At 53.4% G+C, this 17,396-nt stretch carries 18 protein-coding genes; 1 reads left to right on the top strand and 17 read right to left on the bottom strand.

The window, feature by feature from the left end:
* On the top strand, positions 1 to 2,634 hold a 2,634-nt coding region (locus tag LKE08_RS13910; protein WP_324704833.1), incomplete at its 5' end, for an Ig-like domain-containing protein.
* A 489-nt stretch (positions 2,635 to 3,123) separates the two neighbouring features.
* Here the strand turns inward: LKE08_RS13910 and LKE08_RS13905 are convergent.
* The 17 genes from LKE08_RS13905 to infA all read right to left on the bottom strand — a co-directional run bounded on the left by LKE08_RS13905 (position 3,124) and on the right by infA (position 17,292).
* Entirely contained in the window at positions 3,124 to 5,088 is a 1,965-nt protein-coding gene (locus tag LKE08_RS13905) for a hypothetical protein (protein WP_324704832.1), read from the bottom strand.
* Positions 5,089 to 5,212: 124 nt separating this feature from the next.
* A complete protein-coding gene (locus LKE08_RS13900; RefSeq protein WP_324704831.1) occupies positions 5,213 to 5,896 on the bottom strand; it encodes a hypothetical protein in 684 nt (227 codons plus the stop codon).
* Positions 5,893 to 7,020 (bottom strand): AAA family ATPase, encoded by a 1,128-nt coding sequence (locus LKE08_RS13895; RefSeq protein ID WP_324704830.1) that lies wholly within the window; start codon positions 7,018 to 7,020, stop codon positions 5,893 to 5,895. Before LKE08_RS13895 ends, LKE08_RS13900 begins: the two co-directional genes overlap by 4 nt.
* 53 nt (positions 7,021 to 7,073) lie before the next feature.
* Entirely contained in the window at positions 7,074 to 7,658 is a 585-nt protein-coding gene (locus LKE08_RS13890) for a Uma2 family endonuclease (RefSeq protein WP_324704829.1), read from the bottom strand.
* 104 nt (positions 7,659 to 7,762) lie between these two features.
* Positions 7,763 to 9,463, bottom strand: coding sequence for an ABC-F family ATP-binding cassette domain-containing protein (locus LKE08_RS13885; protein ID WP_324704828.1), 1,701 nt, complete (start codon positions 9,461 to 9,463; stop codon positions 7,763 to 7,765).
* Between the two features lie 129 nt (positions 9,464 to 9,592).
* A complete protein-coding gene (locus LKE08_RS13880; protein ID WP_324704827.1) occupies positions 9,593 to 10,003 on the bottom strand; it encodes a response regulator in 411 nt (136 codons plus the stop codon).
* A 748-nt stretch (positions 10,004 to 10,751) separates the two neighbouring features.
* Positions 10,752 to 11,858 (bottom strand): peptide chain release factor 1, encoded by a 1,107-nt coding sequence (gene prfA / locus LKE08_RS13875; protein WP_324704826.1) that lies wholly within the window; start codon positions 11,856 to 11,858, stop codon positions 10,752 to 10,754.
* A gap of 174 nt (positions 11,859 to 12,032) precedes the next feature.
* Positions 12,033 to 12,266, bottom strand: a complete 234-nt coding sequence (rpmE, locus tag LKE08_RS13870; RefSeq protein ID WP_324704825.1) for a 50S ribosomal protein L31 — start codon at positions 12,264 to 12,266, stop codon at positions 12,033 to 12,035.
* Positions 12,267 to 12,473: 207 nt separating this feature from the next.
* On the bottom strand, positions 12,474 to 12,884 hold the full coding sequence (rpsI, locus tag LKE08_RS13865) for a 30S ribosomal protein S9 (protein ID WP_324704824.1): 411 nt from the start codon (positions 12,882 to 12,884) through the stop codon (positions 12,474 to 12,476).
* A complete protein-coding gene (gene rplM, locus LKE08_RS13860) occupies positions 12,884 to 13,339 on the bottom strand; it encodes a 50S ribosomal protein L13 (RefSeq protein WP_324704835.1) in 456 nt (151 codons plus the stop codon). The genes rpsI and rplM overlap by 1 nt, the downstream gene beginning before the upstream one ends.
* A gap of 18 nt (positions 13,340 to 13,357) precedes the next feature.
* Positions 13,358 to 14,179: a tRNA pseudouridine(38-40) synthase TruA gene (gene truA, locus LKE08_RS13855; protein ID WP_324704823.1), complete on the bottom strand. Its 822-nt coding sequence runs from the start codon at positions 14,177 to 14,179 to the stop codon at positions 13,358 to 13,360.
* Positions 14,180 to 14,198: 19 nt separating this feature from the next.
* A complete protein-coding gene (gene rplQ / locus LKE08_RS13850; RefSeq protein ID WP_324704822.1) occupies positions 14,199 to 14,549 on the bottom strand; it encodes a 50S ribosomal protein L17 in 351 nt (116 codons plus the stop codon).
* Positions 14,550 to 14,626: 77 nt separating this feature from the next.
* Positions 14,627 to 15,571, bottom strand: coding sequence for a DNA-directed RNA polymerase subunit alpha (locus tag LKE08_RS13845; protein WP_324704821.1), 945 nt, complete (start codon positions 15,569 to 15,571; stop codon positions 14,627 to 14,629).
* Positions 15,572 to 15,693: 122 nt separating this feature from the next.
* The gene (gene rpsK, locus LKE08_RS13840) at positions 15,694 to 16,086 is read right to left on the bottom strand and encodes a 30S ribosomal protein S11 (protein WP_324704820.1); all 393 of its coding nucleotides are present in this window, start codon (positions 16,084 to 16,086) and stop codon (positions 15,694 to 15,696) included.
* Between the two features lie 90 nt (positions 16,087 to 16,176).
* Complete coding sequence (gene rpsM / locus LKE08_RS13835; RefSeq protein ID WP_324704819.1) at positions 16,177 to 16,560, bottom strand: 30S ribosomal protein S13; 384 nt, start codon at positions 16,558 to 16,560, stop codon at positions 16,177 to 16,179.
* 285 nt (positions 16,561 to 16,845) lie between these two features.
* The gene (rpmJ, locus tag LKE08_RS13830; RefSeq protein WP_324704818.1) at positions 16,846 to 16,959 is read right to left on the bottom strand and encodes a 50S ribosomal protein L36; all 114 of its coding nucleotides are present in this window, start codon (positions 16,957 to 16,959) and stop codon (positions 16,846 to 16,848) included.
* Between the two features lie 108 nt (positions 16,960 to 17,067).
* On the bottom strand, positions 17,068 to 17,292 hold the full coding sequence (gene infA, locus LKE08_RS13825; RefSeq protein WP_009782729.1) for a translation initiation factor IF-1: 225 nt from the start codon (positions 17,290 to 17,292) through the stop codon (positions 17,068 to 17,070).
* Positions 17,293 to 17,396 lie beyond the last annotated feature (104 nt).

Raw genomic sequence — 17,396 nt, 5'->3', positions numbered from 1 at the left:
ACCACGACGGAAGACGGGGGGACGGCAGAATTTACGGTGGTTCTCAATACCCAGCCGACAGCCGATGTTGCGATCGCCCTGAGCAGTTCCAACACCGCAGAGGGAACGGTTTCCACGGAATTATTGACTTTCACCCCCGAGAACTGGGATACGGCCCAAACCGTGACCGTGACGGGTGTGGCGGATGACGTGGTAGACGGGGACCAAGCCTACACCGTCGCACTGGCTGCGGCCACCAGCGACGATGCCAACTATGAGGGTATCGACCCCGATGATGTCACGGTGACAAACCAGGATGTGGTAGCCGGGAGCGTGACGGTGACGCCGACAGAAGGGTTGACCACGACGGAAGCCGGGGGGACGGCCACATTTACCGTTGTCCTCGATCGCCAACCGACGGCCGACGTGACGGTTCCGATCGCCAGTTCGGACCCATCCGAGGGGACGGCTTCCCCCGCGTCGTTGACTTTTACACCCGACAACTGGGATACGGCCCAAACCGTGACCGTGACCGGTGTGGACGACCCCGTGGACGACGACGACCAACCCTACACCGTGCAAGTGGGACCCCTCACCAGCGATGACGAGCTCTATCAGGGGATCGACCCCGGCGATGTCGCCGTCACCAACACCGATGACGATACCGCCGGAATTACCGTCGTTCCCACGACAGGTTTGACCACGACGGAAGAGGGGGGGACGGCAGAATTTACGGTGGTTCTCGACAGCCAACCCACGGCCGATGTTGCGATCGCTCTGAGCAGTTCCAACACCGCAGAGGGGACGGTTTCCACCGAATTGTTGACTTTCACAGCCGAAAACTGGGATACCCCCCAAACCGTCACCGTGACGGGTGTGGCCGATGAGGTGGTAGACGGGGACCAGGCCTACACCGTCGCACTGGCTGCCGCCACCAGCGACGATGCCAAGTACAACGAACTTGACCCCACCGATGTCGCGGTGACAAACGTGGATGTCATCAACGCCCCGCCAGAACCGCAAGATGACACGGCCCGGGCCTTTTTCAACGAACCCCTGACCATCCCCGCCGCCACTCTGCTGGCCAACGACACCGATCCGGATGGGGATACCCTGACCGTCACCGCCGTCGGCAACCCCGCCAGCGGCACGGTGCAACTCAACGGCAACAACGTGGTTTTCACCCCCCAAACGGGCTTTACGGGAAATGCCAGTTTTGAGTACACCGTCAGCGACGGGACCGAGACGGCGACGGCTACCGTGGCGGTGGCTGTCAACCCGACTCCGGGGGTCACGGTCGATCCCACCAGTGGCTTGGTGACGACGGAAGCCGGGGGAACCGCCACATTTACGGTGGTCCTCGACAGCCCGCCCATCGCCAACGTTTCCATCGGCGTCAGCAGCGACGACGACACGGAGGGGACCGTCAGCGTCAATCAATTGGTCTTCACGCCGGCTAACTGGGATACACCTCAGACGGTAACGGTGAGGGGGATCGGCGACTTCGGCCGTGTTGACCGAGATCAAACCTACAACGTCGTTTTAGATCCGACCGTCAGCGACGACCCGGCCTTCGTCAATATCGATCCGGCCGATGTTTCCGTTACCAACCGGGATTTGGATGTCGTTCCTGTTCCCTTGCCTCCTCGGCCGCCGACACCGCAGAACACCCCCCCCACCATTTCCGATATCGGCGATCAAAATGCGATCGCCAATAGTTCCACCGGGGCGATCGCATTTACCGTGAATGATGCGGAAACCACGGCCAACAACCTCACCGTCACGGCCACTTCCAGCAATTTGGATTTGGTTCGGAATCAGGATATCGTTTTCGGCGGCGAAGGCGAACGGCGGACCATTCAACTGACACCCGTCGAAGGTCAATCGGGCAGCACGACCGTTACCGTGACCGTCTCGGACGGCAGTTTGAGGACGACAGACACCTTCGATCTGGATGTTATCCCCGTCAACCTCACCGGCGAGGTGGATACACTCCGGGGAGGGGACGGCGCCGATACCTTTGTCCTCGGCGAAACTCGACCGCCAGCAGCCATTTCTTCGGCTACGTTTGATAACTTTGTCACCCAACCTTCGGAAGAATTTCCGGGCCAGTTTTTCGGCAGCGATAACACTGACGTTATCATTGGCAGTGCCTCGGATGAAACGCTGTTGGGTTTCCAAGGGGATGACTTCCTGAACGGACAGGGGGGCGGCGATACCCTCTTCGGCGGTCAGCAGAACGATACCCTCGTCGGCAACCAGCAAAATGATATTTTGTCTGGAAACAAAGATAATGACAATTTGTTCGGAGGCGATGGCAACGATACCTTGTTTGGCGGCCAACAGAATGATACCCTCGTCGGCGGTGCAGGCAATGATGAATTGTGGGGCGACAAAAATAATGATGTCCTGTACGGGGTTGAAGGTGAAGGTTACAGCCTCGTGAATGACTTCGAGCCCAATGTCGATATTATCGAGTTGTCCGGTACTGTGGCTGACTATCAACTCGGGGATTTACCGGAAGGCTTTACCAATGCGACGGCGATTTACCGCATCACCTCGGAAACCGCCGGATCTGACATCGGATTGGTGGCAATTTTGGAGGGTGTCACCGATGTGAGTTTGGAAGATAGTAATATCTTCAGCTTTGTCTGAATTATATAGCGCTGCGCGCTGGGGTGTGGGGTGTGCGGGCGTGGGGTGTGGGGAAGGGAAATCCCCTTTTCATCGGGGTTTCGAGGTTTTTCCCCTTTTCCGGAACTGTAAACACGCGAGCGCGATACCTGCGATAAATCCAGATGCCGGTCAATTGTGAGGGCGAAGTAGCAGGGATTTCATCCAATCCCTGCTATTTTATAGCTTAATAGGGAATCGGGAATCGGGAATCGGGAACTGAAACGGCTTTTCGATCAGAGTTTGAAGGTTTCTTACCGCATTTAAACTGTTATATCAAATCCGGTTGAATGCCCGAAAAAAAACGGGTTCGATATCAAAACCGCTTGGGAATCAATTCCCGAGGGCGCAAGCCAGGGGCCCCTACCAGCTCAAATCATCGGTCGATGATTGGGGAGTTTGTGCGGTCAAATAACCGGATCTGATATTACCACGATCTTCGCTCGTTGCTATGGTTTGTATTTTTGTCTTTTAATCTTGCCTTTTTTTGTCCAAATTCTCACCGGGTAAAATTTGTTTGGTGTCCGGGACGGCGGCGGGTTTGAGGGCGGGTTTCCGCTTCGGTGGGGGCGTTTTGGCGGCGTTGATTTTCGCCTGTTCCAGCCAGTCCACCAAAATCACTTCCACCTCTTCGATGGTTTGGTTGTCTTGCAGTTCCGATCGCAGCGTATCCATAAACCGCGTCACCAGCCGCTGCTGCAATTTTTGGGCGATGGGATCGGGTATTTTCGTTTGGGAGGCTTCGTAGGATTTTTTGGGCTGCTGGGTGACGATCGCGGTAATTCGCGTCACCAAATTTTCGGTAATTTGATCGGGAAGTCGCCGCAGGAAGGGGATGCGTTGCAGGCGTCGGGCGATCGCGGACTGTTGGACGGAGCGATCGACTTGGTAATATAAAAACGCCTCCAAATCCGGCTGCACTTCCGGCAAAACGTGGCAGGCGGTGACTTGCAGCAGCCGGCCGGCGATCGCGCTCAGTTGGGCGACATCATCATCTTCTGTCTCGGGTTTGGATTCCTGGGGGGATTTGAAAACGGCTTTTCGCAGGGTGCCACCGCTGACGGTGGATTGCAGTTGGTTGATGCCTTGATTGACGGTGACTTGAATCAATTCATCGGAAAAACTGGCGATCACTTTCAGGCGAATTTGGGCGCGCAGAGGTGCCATGTCGGGCAGTTTGGCGCGATCGAGGCGGATGAAAGCAGGAATCAAACGGGTGAGTCTGGCGATGGGAATGAGTAGAAATAAATGGTGCCACAACTGTCGGATTGCCGCCCCGACGGTGAGGGTGGGATTTCGGGAACGGATAAACCAAATTTCGATCATAAAGATCGCCCAAAAGATAAATAACCAGGGCAGATCCACCAGCCAAAAGCGATCGATAAATTCGCCGTTTATTCCCAGGTGTCGGAAGTACATCGACTGCATCAGCAGGGAAATTTCATCGTCGAAAAAAGCGAGTTCGGATTGCCATCCCTCCCGTTCCAAGTTCTCCACACTCCAGAAGGTTCTAAAGGCTTCTTTGGAGGATTTGTCCGCCCACAGCACTTCGGGGGAAAGAATATCTAAAACGCCGATTGAGTAGAGAAATTGTAGGGTCGGTGTCAGGTGTGATGTGGAGGAGGGATCGCGGCTGAAGATGTGCTCGATCATCCGATATTTGATGTGGGCGAGAATTCCCAGGGTGTCTTGAGCTTGCACCATGAAATCGCGATCAACCATCTCGACGCTGAGTTCCCGAAGTTGTTCTAACATCGGTTCGACTCGGGGAGAATTCAAGCCCTCGTAGTTGAGGACTGCCCGCAGATCGGCGACGGTTATCAGATAATTTTGGGAGTCGCGATAGGGTTCGATGCCTTTGATGAGGTCGTATCCCAAAAAAGGTTCGTATAGCGTCAAAATATATCGTATATTTAAATTGAAAAATTCCAGGGCATTTTCCCACCCCACCTCGGCGAAATAGTCCCGACTCCAAAAGGTATTTAGCGCCTCTCGGAGATCGTCGGTTTCGAGATGTTCGGTGAACCGAGTTTCGATCGCCGCCCAAGTTCCGTAGGCATCCCGGACGCGAAACGGCGGATTTTCGATCAGGATCTCGATGCCGGACCGTCGCAATTGGGCCAGGAGGGGTTCGACGTCGGGGGAGTCCAACCCCTCTGTTTCGAGGGTATTTTTGAGGCGATCGACTAATTGTAAATAGTCTTTTTGGGGGCTGTCGGTGCGGGTTTGGTGGTAGCGATCAAGGCGCAAATAGGACGTGCGATGTTTGATATAAGTGAGGTCAAATATGACCAGGGTGACGTTGGCGAGGATCAACAGGGCGATCGCGCGATCGTAAAATAGGCGAAGTTGCGATCGCACCGCATCTCGATCGGGAAAATATTTCCGTATCGCGGCGGAGAATGGCGGAAATGAAATGAGTTTCTGACCAAACACCGCTTTTTTCCTCCCTTCCCCTTGGGTGTACGACTGATCTCGTCGGCGATCGCGATCGATCCCATCTTACAGTATAGCGGATCTCGGTATCATTTATTCCTCGACCTTCGTAAATTTTCGCCTTCTACATTTCTCTTTTCATTTTTTTGCAAAATTCCAAGAAGGTTTGAAAACTTTTTAAATGGTCGGGATTGTTTGTGACTCTTCTCTTGAGTTCGTCCAAGTAATACTGTTTCTGAGCCTCCCCGGGTCTTTTTTTGGTATAAATGATATTTTTTGCTATAAAAATTTCTCTCAAATATTCAAAATGAAAGTCAGCATGATTTTTCATATTATACTGACCCATCAATTCCGGATCGTTTTGAGAAACGTCATAATAACTAACATAATCTGACAATGGATATTCCTGGGGTTGCCTCGAATCAAAAATTTTACGATTTCCCAACAGCCAAGTTTCTATACATCGATTCTGTGCAATAATTATAATTTCCGTCCCGCCCAAATTAATATTTCTATCTTTGATAAAATTTTGAATATAAATCACTCGTTCATCGACAGTATCTTCATCTACATCTACACAAATCACCAAATAATCATAATTGTTGGTTTCATTAATTTTGTTAATTGCATTATCTAGACCATCATATAAAATATTGGGATAACCCCTGCCACTAATGATATAATAGTTGTTTTTGATCGCTTGATCATGATAATCAACTCTTTCAAGTTCGGGGATAAGATACTCAAGCCATTTGGGATAAATCTTCTTTTCTGTACTTCGTCCCTCCACCAAAAAGTAAATATTCATTCATCGTCCTCATCTTCAAGAATATTGATTAAATCAATAAACGCTTTCTGTCGCGATTCTGAAATATGAAAATCTTTGGCATTTTTGACTGTTACCAAGCTGCCTTGTCGAGTCACGATTTTCCAAAATGCCGGACTGATATTGTTAATGATATACGGATGATGACTGGTAATAATGAATTGTGAATTCTGATGATTCAAAATTAAATCGGTCACACTATCCATACAATTGACACCCAAACTATTCTCAAATTCATCAATTAGAATGACAGAATTATCGGGAGATAAATACAACTCGCTGATATACATCAATGTTTTGTACATTCCCGATGAAATATTGTCAATCCAGGTCGATACGCCTTTTTCTTTAATGCTGACAATCGTCGCCTCTTTTAAGAGTTGAGATAAAGCGATCGGTAACTCTTCATTTTTAATGGTTTCAATCTTAATGTCAGATACCTTATTAAAAATATTGGTAAAAGTTTTTTTGATGATTGCAAACTCTCGGGGCAGTGTTCGATATAGTATGGCTAGTTTGACGAAAATCGGAAGATCACTTTCCTTGAGTGTTGACAAAGAAGCATTTTCATATTTCTTAAAAATAGAAACTGGCAGTCGCCACATTTGATCGAAATCACGCTCTGAGTCAGTCAGAATAATTTTATCTAACTCTTCTTTGACGGGAATGATACTGTCTTCTTGCTTGAATAATTCGATAACACTTTCAAAAGGAGAGAGTTTTGGCGTTTTTACATCATCAAAAAATATTTCTTCTCCTGTCCTTTCTACGAGAGTCTTTCCGTTACATTGTAATTTCTCGTGGAGAATTTTAACTGGCTCGTTTTCGTCCGAATCAGTATCAATCGGTGTAATATTTTCTTTTGTTTCAAATTGACCACTCCAATGATACTCAATATTTTGATTCGTCTCAAAACAAACACTCCATTGGACTCCATTCATCGGTTTACCATTGGCGATCGCTTTTAACCGACGGATTGATTTTAAGATTTGCGTTTTTCCGGCCCCGGATACCCCAACCAGTAGATTCAGATTGGGCAAAAACTCGACCGGTTCCAGTTTCCATTGATATTCATCATCAAAATACTCTAATTTTTTAATTTTCATATTGGCATCAGTTAATCTACACCATATTACAGTATGCCGGATCTCGGTATCATTTATTCCTCGACCTTCGTAAAATCGACACCCTCGTATAAATCGCCGAAAGGAATTTCAAATTCTACCGAATCAAATTTCAATAAATTATCCTCGCCCTCGTACTCAGTCAACACCCATTGGCCGACTGAGTTTTTAACAAATTGCATGACATAGAATTGTTTGGGGTCGATTAAAATATATTCCTTCATTTCCGGAATCGAACGATAGTATTTGAATTGATCACCCTGGTCATAATTTTGGGTCGATTTGGATAAAACTTCCGCGACAACTGAAGGATTCATCACGGTGGTTTTTCCTTTTCCGGCATAGACGGGTTCGCCCCGAATCACCATGACATCCGGATAAGTGTATTGTCGATATCGGGGAATCCAAACTTTGACATCGCCGATATAAACGCGAAAATCCTTTTTCCGAAGTGCGAATCTCAGATAGGCGTACAAACTGCCCGCCACTTCGTTATGATTGGTCGTTCCGCCTGTCATGGGAATAATCTTTCCATCTCGATATTCGTGTTTAACTTCGGATTTTTCTTCGAGTTCCAAATATTCTTCTGGCGTATAATAACGAGTTTCCGTGATAACCATATATTTTGATTGAAATCTATTGCACCGGAATCGGAATAGAATTAACTCGTTGTTGCGCTTTAGCGCCCCCGAAAGGGGCTGAAGCACAACAACTCAACCCCAACTTACCGCCGCTTTGCCGCCGCCTTCTTCTTCGCCGTCTTAGCCGCCTTTTTCGCCGCCTTCTCCGCCGCTATTTTGGCCTGCCGTTCCTGTTCCTTCTCCTCGGCGAGTTTGTCGAGATAGTAGTGGTAATCCCCCAGATAGACGCGGAATTCCCCGTCGCGGATTTCCACAATTTTGGTCGCCACTTGGGAGATAAAATAGCGATCGTGGGAAACCAACAAAACCGTCCCGTCGTAATTCTGGAGCGCTTCCTCCATCATCTCCTTCGCCGGAATATCCAAGTGGTTCGTCGGCTCGTCCAACATCAGCAAATTGACCGGTTGCAGCAACATTTTCGCCAGGGCCAGCCGCGCCTTTTCTCCCCCGCTCAACGCCTGCACTTTTTTAAACACCGTTTCCCCGCTGAATAAGAACCGGCCCAACAGCGTGCGGACCTCCTCATTTTTCCAGTCGGGAACCTCGTCGTGGATGGTTTCCATCACCGTCCGGCTCAAGTCCAGAGCCTCGGCTTGGTTCTGTTCAAAGTAGCCGGGGATGACGTTGTGAGAGCCCAGCGTCACCGTGCCTTCGGTGGGTTTTTCCATCCCCATCATCATGCGGAGGAGGGTGGATTTGCCGCAGCCGTTGGGGCCTAGAAACGCCACGCGATCGCCCCGTTCGATCGCCAAATTCGCCCCCAAAAATAGGATCTTTTCGTCGTAAGTATGAACCAAGTCTTTGATTGTCACCACCTCCCGGCCGCTGCGGGGGGCGGGGGGAAACCGGAATTTCAATGTCTTCAAAGAAGCAGTCGGCGCTTCGATGCGCTCGATTTTTTCCAGTTGCTTTTCCCGGCTTTTAGCCTGGGTGCTGCGGGTGGCGCTGGCGCGGAATTTCTCGACAAATTCCTGCTGCTTTTCGATTTCTTTTTGCTGCCGTTCGTAGGCGCTCAGTTGGGCGACCTGGCCCTCCGCTTTTTGTTGCAGGTAGGCGGAATAGTTCCCCAAATAGGTCTGGGAAACGCCGCGCTCCGTCTCCACAATTTGGGTGCAGAGGCGGTCCAAAAATTCCCGGTCGTGGGAGACGATCACCATCGGCGTCGTCAGGCCTTTCAAGTAGGTTTCCAACCATTCGATGGTTTCCAAATCCAAATGGTTGGTCGGCTCGTCCAGGAGCAGCAAATCGGGGGCTTGGAGGAGGATTTTACCCAAACTCATCCGCATCTGCCAGCCGCCGCTGAAGGCGCTCACCAGGCGATCGCCGTCTTCGATTTCAAACCCCATCTCCGGCAGAATTTTCTCGATTTTCGCCTCCAAACCGTAGCCGTCCAAAGCCTCAAATTTCCGCTGCAGCCGGTCTAATTCGTGGATCAAGTCGTCGAGGCGATCGGGGTCGGCGGTTTCCATCTCCCGCTGCACCCGGCCCAGAGCCTCGTGGGTGGCGTTGGCTTCCGTGAATACCGTCCAAAATTCTTCCCGCACCGTGCGCCCGGGATCGACTTCAAATTCCTGCGTCAGATAGGCGATGTGGAGGCTCGACGGGCGGATCACCTCCCCGGAAGTGGGTTCGGTTTCCCCGGCGATAATTTTGAGTTGGGTGGATTTTCCCGCCCCGTTGACTCCGACTAAACCGATGCGATCGCCGGGTTTGACTTCCCAGTTGATATCTTTGAGGACGGTTCCCGTGGGGTAAATTTTGCTGATGTGTTCGAGTCGCAGCATCGAAAGTCTCCTAGGACGACAACGGGGGCGTTCGGGCAAACGAAAATTGAGCGGTCTAAAATCCCTCGCCCGCCTTGCATCTTAACAAAAATTAATCCCTTCTGGAGGTGAGGCGATCGCTCCCGAAGGTCAGGAATTTTTTTCCGCCTGCCGCTGCTGATAAGTCGCCTTTGCCTTTGCGATCGTCTCCTCAAATACCGCCGGGTCCCAGGGTTTCGTAATACAGGCAAAAATATCCGCCGCTTTCAGGGTTTCTCCCGAGGGGTCGAGCATTTCCGCCGAGTAACCGCTGAGTAAAATTCGGATCATCTCCGGAAACGGGGCGACGGTTTTCCGCAAAAATTCGATGCCCGTCATTTCCGGCATACTCTGATCGGAGATGACGATCGCCATTTCTCCCTCGGTTTCCAGCAGTTCCAACGCCGCCGTCGGACTTTCGGCTCGAAATACCCGAAATTCTCGGCGAAACGTTCGATACAGCAAATCCAGGTTATCGGGTTCGTCGTCAACCACCATCAATTTGAGTTTGTTTTTGGGCATCTCTCAACTTTAGACTGCGTTCGTCAGGGTTCCGGACTGTGAGCGAAGTCCCCATCACCTCAAATTCAATCGGGTCGCTTCTCGCCGAACAGAAACCACAGTTTCTCCCTTAATTATCTTATCGAACTGTTTATTTTCAGGCAAAATGTGGGGATGGGGTGTGCTCGGTGGGGTGTGGGGTGTGGGCGGGGGGAGCGGAGGGGGCGGAGGAAGCGGAGGAAGCGGAGGAAGCTAAGGGAGCGGAGGAAGCGGAGGAAGCTTCGGTAAGCGGAGGAAGCTAAGGGAGCGGAGGAAGCGGAGGAAGCTAAGGGAGCGGAGGAAGCGGAGGGAGCGGAGGAAGCGGAGGGAGCGGAGGAAGCGGAGGGAGCGGAGGAAGAATAGAAACGGGTGGAACATCCAGACCGCTTGGGAATCAATTCCCTTTTCTTGTAGCGAAAATCATATTCAGATGATTGGGGAGTTTGTACGGTTCAAAAACTGGCTCTGATATGGCAACCGCCTTGGCGGTTCGGACAATCAATGTCCAACTGAGTCCACGCAAGCGTGGACTTTTGCTGTGAGCCTTGAAATTCATTTCAAGGCGAGTGAACTCAATTGGCAGATCTGTCCCAACCGTTCTGGCGATCGCTATATCAACTTGCTCCCTCACCTGCCTCCGGTCGCCTCCGGTCGCCTCCGGTCGCCTCTCTCCCCAAAAAAAAGGCGGGACTCGCCAAAGTCCTCGCCGGGATGGAACGGAAATCGGAAATTAGACCGATGCGGTGGTGGTCGATTCGGCCAACTCCGCCAGCCGTTCCTGCTGGTCTTGAATGACGCAGGCTTGCACCACGTCCCCCATGCCACCTTCTAAAATCGGCGCCAGGGAGAAGTTCTGACCCAGGCGGTGGTCGGTGACGCGGTTATCCTTGTAGTTGTAGGTGCGGATTTTTTCGGAGCGGGAACCCGTCCCCACCTGCGATCGCCGCATGGACGTGACGGCTTCTTGCTGTTCCCGCAACTTCGCCTCGTACAACTTCGCCCGCAAAATTTGCAGGGCCCGCTCCCGGTTCTGGAGCTGGCTGCGTTCCTCGGTACAGAAAATCCGGATACCCGTGGGTTTGTGGAACAGGTCAACGGCCGTCTCCACCTTGTTGACGTTCTGACCCCCGGCACCGCCCGATCGCGCCGTGCTGATCTCGATGTCCTTGGCATCGATTTCCACTTCCACATCGTCCACCTCCGGCATCACGGCCACCGTGGCGGTGGAGGTGTGGACTCGCCCCCCGGCTTCGGTGACGGGGACCCGCTGCACCCGGTGCACCCCCGCCTCGAATTTGAGCTGGCTGTAAACGTTCGCGCCCTGAATTTCCAGGATCGCTTCTTTGAATCCCCCCATATCCGCCGGGGACTCGCTCAACATTTTCACCCGCCAGCCCTGGCCTTCGGCGTAGCGGGAATACATCCGCACCAAATCCCCGGCCCAAATGCTGGCTTCGTCCCCCCCGGTTCCGGCCCGGATCTCCAACATGATATTTTTGTCGTCGTTGGGATCTTGGGGGAGCAGGAGGATCTTGAGTCGCGTTTCGAGCCGTTCGAGTTCGGCGCCGAGTTCTTCCACTTCCGACGCCGCCATCTCCTTCATTTCGGGGTCGCCCCCCGCCTCTTTCAGGATCTGTTTAGCCCCGGCCAACTCCGTCTGGGCTGCCTTCCATTCCTGATAGGCGTTCACCACATCTTCCAGGGAAGATCGGGCTTTAGCCACCCGCTGAAATTCCTCCGGGTCGGTGGTAATTTCCGGGTCGGCCAGCCGCAGGGTCAGCTCCTGGAAGGTTTGCTCGACGGATTTGAGTTTGTCTAATAAATAACTTTCAGCCATTTTTAGGTTGCCTTTTGTCAGTTGTCGGTTGTCGAAGCGAGGGTTTGCGATCGGGTCAGCTCCGGTTCGTGAGCGCTATCCCTCAGTTATTTTCTGAGAACCGGAACCCTAAAATTGGTCGGTTGTCGGTAGTGAGAGCTACGGACAACAGACGACGGACAATTGACAACCGGGCTATTTTTTGTCTTCGGTTTGGCTTTCGTCGATCATGCCGTATTTGCGGAGGAAGCGCTCGACCCGTCCTTCGGTGTCGATCATTTTCTGGGTTCCGGTGTAAAACGGGTGGTTCCCGGACCAGACATCGACGTGCAGGGTGGGTTGGGTGGAGCCGACTTTCATGACAACTTCGCCGTTGCAGATGACTTCGGCTTCCGGATACCATTTGGGGTGGATGTCGGGTTTTGGCATGGTTCGATTTACAAATTTGTTGGATTGACGTTCAGTTATTATTTTAGTGGCGATCGCCTGTGTGCGGGAGTCGGTTGTTAGGGAGTCGGGAGTCGGGAGTCGGGAGTCGGGAAAATGACGGTTCCGCCGGAACGAATGTCGGGCGGGAATAACCGGGGGAAGGGAAAAATCCCGCCTTTCCCCCTTTCCTGGCAATCCTGCGGCAGTTTATCGCTTCGAGTATTGGGGAGCTTTCCGCGCTTTCCGCAGCCCGTATTTTTTCCGCTCTTTGGCTCGGGGGTCACGGGTCAGGTAGCCTTCCACCTTTAGGGGTTGGCGGTTCTCGGGGTTCAACTCGCACAGGGCGCGGGCCACGCCCAGGCGGATCGCCTCGGCCTGTCCGGTCAGCCCGCCGCCCTTGACGTTGACCAGGATATCGTAGTCATTTTCCAACCCCAGGGTTTCCAGGGGGGCTCGGGTGGCGGAGAGGTAGCTGTGGTTGAATTGCAGGTAATTTTCCCCTTCCCGGCCGTTGACGAGCAACTGGCCGCTGCCGGGAACCAAACGCACGCGGGCGATCGACGATTTCCGCCGACCGGTGCCCCAGTAAACTGCTTTGCCGGTATCTGTCGCTTGCATTATTTATCTCCTGTGGGAATGGTGTTGATGGTGATGGACTCGGGCTGTTGGGCTTGGTGGGGGTGGTTGGGGCCGGCGTACACTTTCAGCTTTGTGAACAGTTGCCGTCCCAGGGCGTTTTTCGGCAGCATCCCCTTCACCGCCTGCTCGATAATCCGCTCGGGGACGCGATCTTGCAGCTTGGCGAAGGTTTCGGTTTTCATCCCCCCGGGTCTGCCGGAGTGGCGGCGGTAGAGTTTTTGTTCCCGCTTTCGGCCCGTCACCTGAACTTTTTCGGCGTTGATGACGACGACAAAATCCCCAGTGTCCATGTGGGGGGTGTAGGTGGGTTTATTTTTGCCCCGGATAATTTGGGCGATTTCGCTGGCCAGACGGCCGAGGCGCTGGTCGGCCGCGTCGATGACATACCATTTTCGTTCGATGGAGTCAACGGCTGGCAGGTAAGTTTTGGTCATCATTTGAACTGTATCCTTCTATTTATCGGTCTGGGGGAAGCAAAATTGGGGGAGGGTGTCGAACCAGATATCGGGTGTGAAGGGGAAGTCGGGGTAGCCCACCCGCAACAGGCACAGACCCCGGGCGGGGGCGGAGGATTTAACGACTTCCCGGCGTTCGTTGACCCAGATATCTTTGAAGTTTTCGAGCGATCGCTCTTGGGTCCCCACCTGTACCAGCAACCCGACGAGGAACCGCATCATCCCATACAGAAATCCGCTGGCTTGGACTTCAATATGGATGAACGAGTCCCGCCGCCAACATCGGACATCCTGGACATCCACCCAGGCGTGGGGCCGACTCGACCCGGCCCGCTGGAAGGCGGACAGGTGGTGGCGTCCCAGCAAGGGTTTCAGGGCTGCGAGGATGAGGGTTTCATCCAGGGGTGCCTGGTAGTAGTGCCAGACGTAGGGCCTGACGAACAGGTTGGGCCGCGCCTCGGTGTACAGGGTATATCGGTAGCGCCGCCACTGGGCGGAAAAGCGGGCGTGCCAGTCGGGGGGAACTTGAGCCGACGCCCGGATCAGCACGTCGTCCGGCAGGCGGCCGTTGAGGATGGTTGCCCAGCGGTAGCCCGGAATGTGGGCGGGGGCGTCGAAGTGGGCGACTTGGGCCGCCGCGTGGACTCCGGCATCGGTGCGTCCCGCCGCGTGGACGGGGACTCGCTCCCGGTTCAAAACCCCCGCGATCGCCGTTTCGATCTCCTCCTGAACCGTCCGCCCGTTGGGTTGGCGCTGCCATCCGTGGAAGTGGGTCCCCCGGTATTGGATGACGATGGCGACGCGCTGCAGGTCGGTCATGGGCAATGGCGGAACGAGCCTAAACCAGTTCGATGATTGCCATTTCCGAGTTGTCCCCCCGGCGGCGCACGGTGCGGACGATGCGGGTATAGCCCCCGTCGCGATCGCCGTAACGATCCTTGGCCCCTTCAAACAGGGCGTGAACCAGTTGTTTGTCATAGATGTAACCCATCGCCCGACGGCGGGACGCCAGGGAGCCGTCCTTGGCGAGGGTGATCATCCGCTCTGCCTCCATCCGCAGGGCTTTCGCCCGGGTTTTGGTGGTGGTGATCCGGCCGTGGCGGATCAGTTCGGTGGTCAGCGATCGCAACAGGGCTTTTCGCTGGTCGGCCGGTTTGCCGAGTTTGGGAATACGACGACGATGACGCATGACAAGTATTTCGATCGGTACTAATGAACTGCTGCAAGTTGGGGGAAATCAGCCCCCGCTCGAATGGCGAGCCTCACTTAGGTTTTTGAGGCCCGCTCCCGGGGCAACGTGATGCCCAGGCGTTTTTGAAGGGCTTCGATCACCTCTTCGGCCGACTTTTGACCGAAATTTTTGATCTCGAGGAGATCTTCTTCGGTGTAATCCCGGAGGTCGGCGACGGAGTTGATCTGCGCTCGTTTCAGGCAGTTGTAGGCCCGAACCGAAAGCTGTAGCTCTTCGATGGGAATTTGACTGGTGGGATCGACATCATCCGTCTGGTCGCTCTTGATGGATTCCAGATTGATATCCTTGAGGGCGCCGAACAGATCCACCAGAATGGCCGCCGCTTGACTGAGGGCCTCCTGCGGTGTCAAACTACCATTAGTCCAGATTTCCAAGGTTAGCCGATCCTTCTCCATCGACCCCCCGTCCCGGGCATCCTCCACGGTGCAGTTCACCTTCCGCACCGGCATGAACACCGAATCAATTTGGAGAAAGTCCAAAGCGCTGGATTCGTCCCGGCCGCGCTCGACGGCTCGATACCCCGTCCCCTTCTCGATCTGGCACTCCATCTCCAGAGTTGACCCCGGAGACAAGGTGGCAATATATTGATTTTTATCGACGACCTCTGCTTCCGAGGGCAAATCGAAGTGACCGGCCGTCACGGTCGCCGGTCCCTGTACCAGGAGCCTTCCGATCTGCTTCTGATAGGAATAACTTTTGAGAACGACCTCTTTCAAATTCAGCAGGATCTCCAGGACATCCTCCCGGACTCCCTCAATCGTTGCAAACTCGTGGTTGACGCCGGCAATTCGGACGGCAGTGATGGCAGCTCCTTCCAAATTGGACAGCAGCACCCGCCTCAGTGCATTTCCAACGGTAATGCCTTGCCCCCGATCCAACGGCCCGAGGACAAATTTGCCATACTGACTGCGGTCAGTATCCATGCTGGATTCAATACACTCAATCTTAAACTGCGCCACCGATTGACCTCCCTTCTCCTGTAACCCCCAAACATTGGAATTGATTCATTAAAAATGAAAAATGAAAAGTCTCGGGGATGCCACTTCTCATTTTTCATGACGTTTACGACTCCATAACAGGACTAAACCCGACGCCGCTTGGGAGGGCGACAGCCATTGTGGGGAATTGGGGTGACATCTCGAATCAGCGTGATTTCCAGTCCGGCGCCCTGCAGGGCTCGGATGGCCGTCTCTCGGCCCGAACCCGGGCCGCTCACCATGACTTCAATTTGGCGCATTCCCTGGTCGCCAGCCCGACGTCCGGCGCTCTCGGCCGCCGTCTGGGCCGCGAAGGGTGTCCCTTTTTTGGCCCCCTTAAAGCCGGTGGAACCGGCGGAAGCCCAGGAGACGACCTCGCCGTTCTGATCGGTAATCGTTACAATTGTGTTGTTAAACGTAGACTGAATGTAAGCCACTCCGTTCGGTACGTTCCGCTTTTGCTTTTTTGCTCCGGTTTTCTTGGTTTGTCGCGCCATAGCTGTCTCTTTAACGATCTCTTTGAGTGAATTCAATGCCCACTGAATTGGAAAATACAGCAGGCGAACGGTTCGGAACCCGGCAAAATTCTATTTCTTGGCCGCGGCTTTCTTCTTGCCGGCCACGGTGCGACGGGTCCCCCGCCGGGTTCGGGCGTTGGTGCGAGTCCGCTGGCCCCGGACGGGCAGGCCCATCCGGTGACGGCGGCCGCGATAGGTGCCGATGTCCATCAGACGTTTGATGTTCATGGCTTCGAGGCGTCGCAGGTCCCCTTCGACCTGGTATTGGGTCTGGACGACGGAACGCAACTCGGCGACTTCCGCATCGCTGAGGTCTTTCACCCGGGTATCGGGGTTGACGCCCGTCTGCGCGAGGATTTCTTTGGACCGAGACAGTCCGATTCCATAGATGTAAGTCAGACCGATTTCAACGCGCTTGTCGCGTGGAAGGTCTACTCCGGCTATCCGTGCCACGTTTTTCTCTCCCTAATAATCGTGCTGTGTCAAAATGAATTACGATGCCGAGTCGTTTCTTTAGAATGGGGCGAGTCAGACGAGTTTCGACGTCTCACTGCCGGCGAGGGGGGACTGACTGGCGGGCCGTGAGCTAACCTCGGCGCAGTCATGAACCTCCTCGGAGCGTGTCGCTGGCGTTCGGCAATTGGGATTCGGTGAAGCGCTGTATTTCCCGCTAATCGGTCTATTCCAGCGAGCAACTGGGGGCTCGACATGGAAAGCTGGATAGAGGGTCGGCCCCCGCTATCCTTGCCTCTGTTTGTGTTTGGGGTTGGAGCAAATCACCATCACCCGGCCGCGGCGGCGAATGATGCGACACTTTTCACACATTTTCCGGACTGATGCTCGAACTTTCATGCGATATAGAGCAACACTACAACAAATTTATAATTATATCACAGACGAGGGCGATCGATCCAGGGTTGAGGTGAATCAACCTGGATGAATTAACAACTTTCCCTGCACCTATTTCTTTTTCAGGCGATATGTGATCCGACCTTTGGTGAGGTCGTAGGGCGTCAATTCGACCTTGACGCGATCGCCCGGCAGAATTTTAATGTAATTGCGGCGGATTTTACCGGAAATGTGGGCAAGTACATTAAATCCGTTATCGAGATCGACCCGAAACATGGCGTTAGGAAGGGACTCGGTGACGGTTCCTTCCATTTCGATCAAGTCTTGTTTGGACAAACTGTTAATTCCTCAATTCGACAGGTGAACGGTCGGGGCGGACTGCTTCAATCTAGCCCGGTAGATTTGGGGATTGGCATCCGGATGCATTTCTTAACAGATCT

Origin of the sequence: Lyngbya sp. CCY1209 (assembly GCF_035615495.1) — a bacterium.
Classification (GTDB): Bacteria; Cyanobacteriota; Cyanobacteriia; order Cyanobacteriales; family Microcoleaceae; genus Limnospira.
Note: the sequence above shows the minus strand (reverse complement) of the source record. Positions and strands in the feature narration are given on the sequence as shown.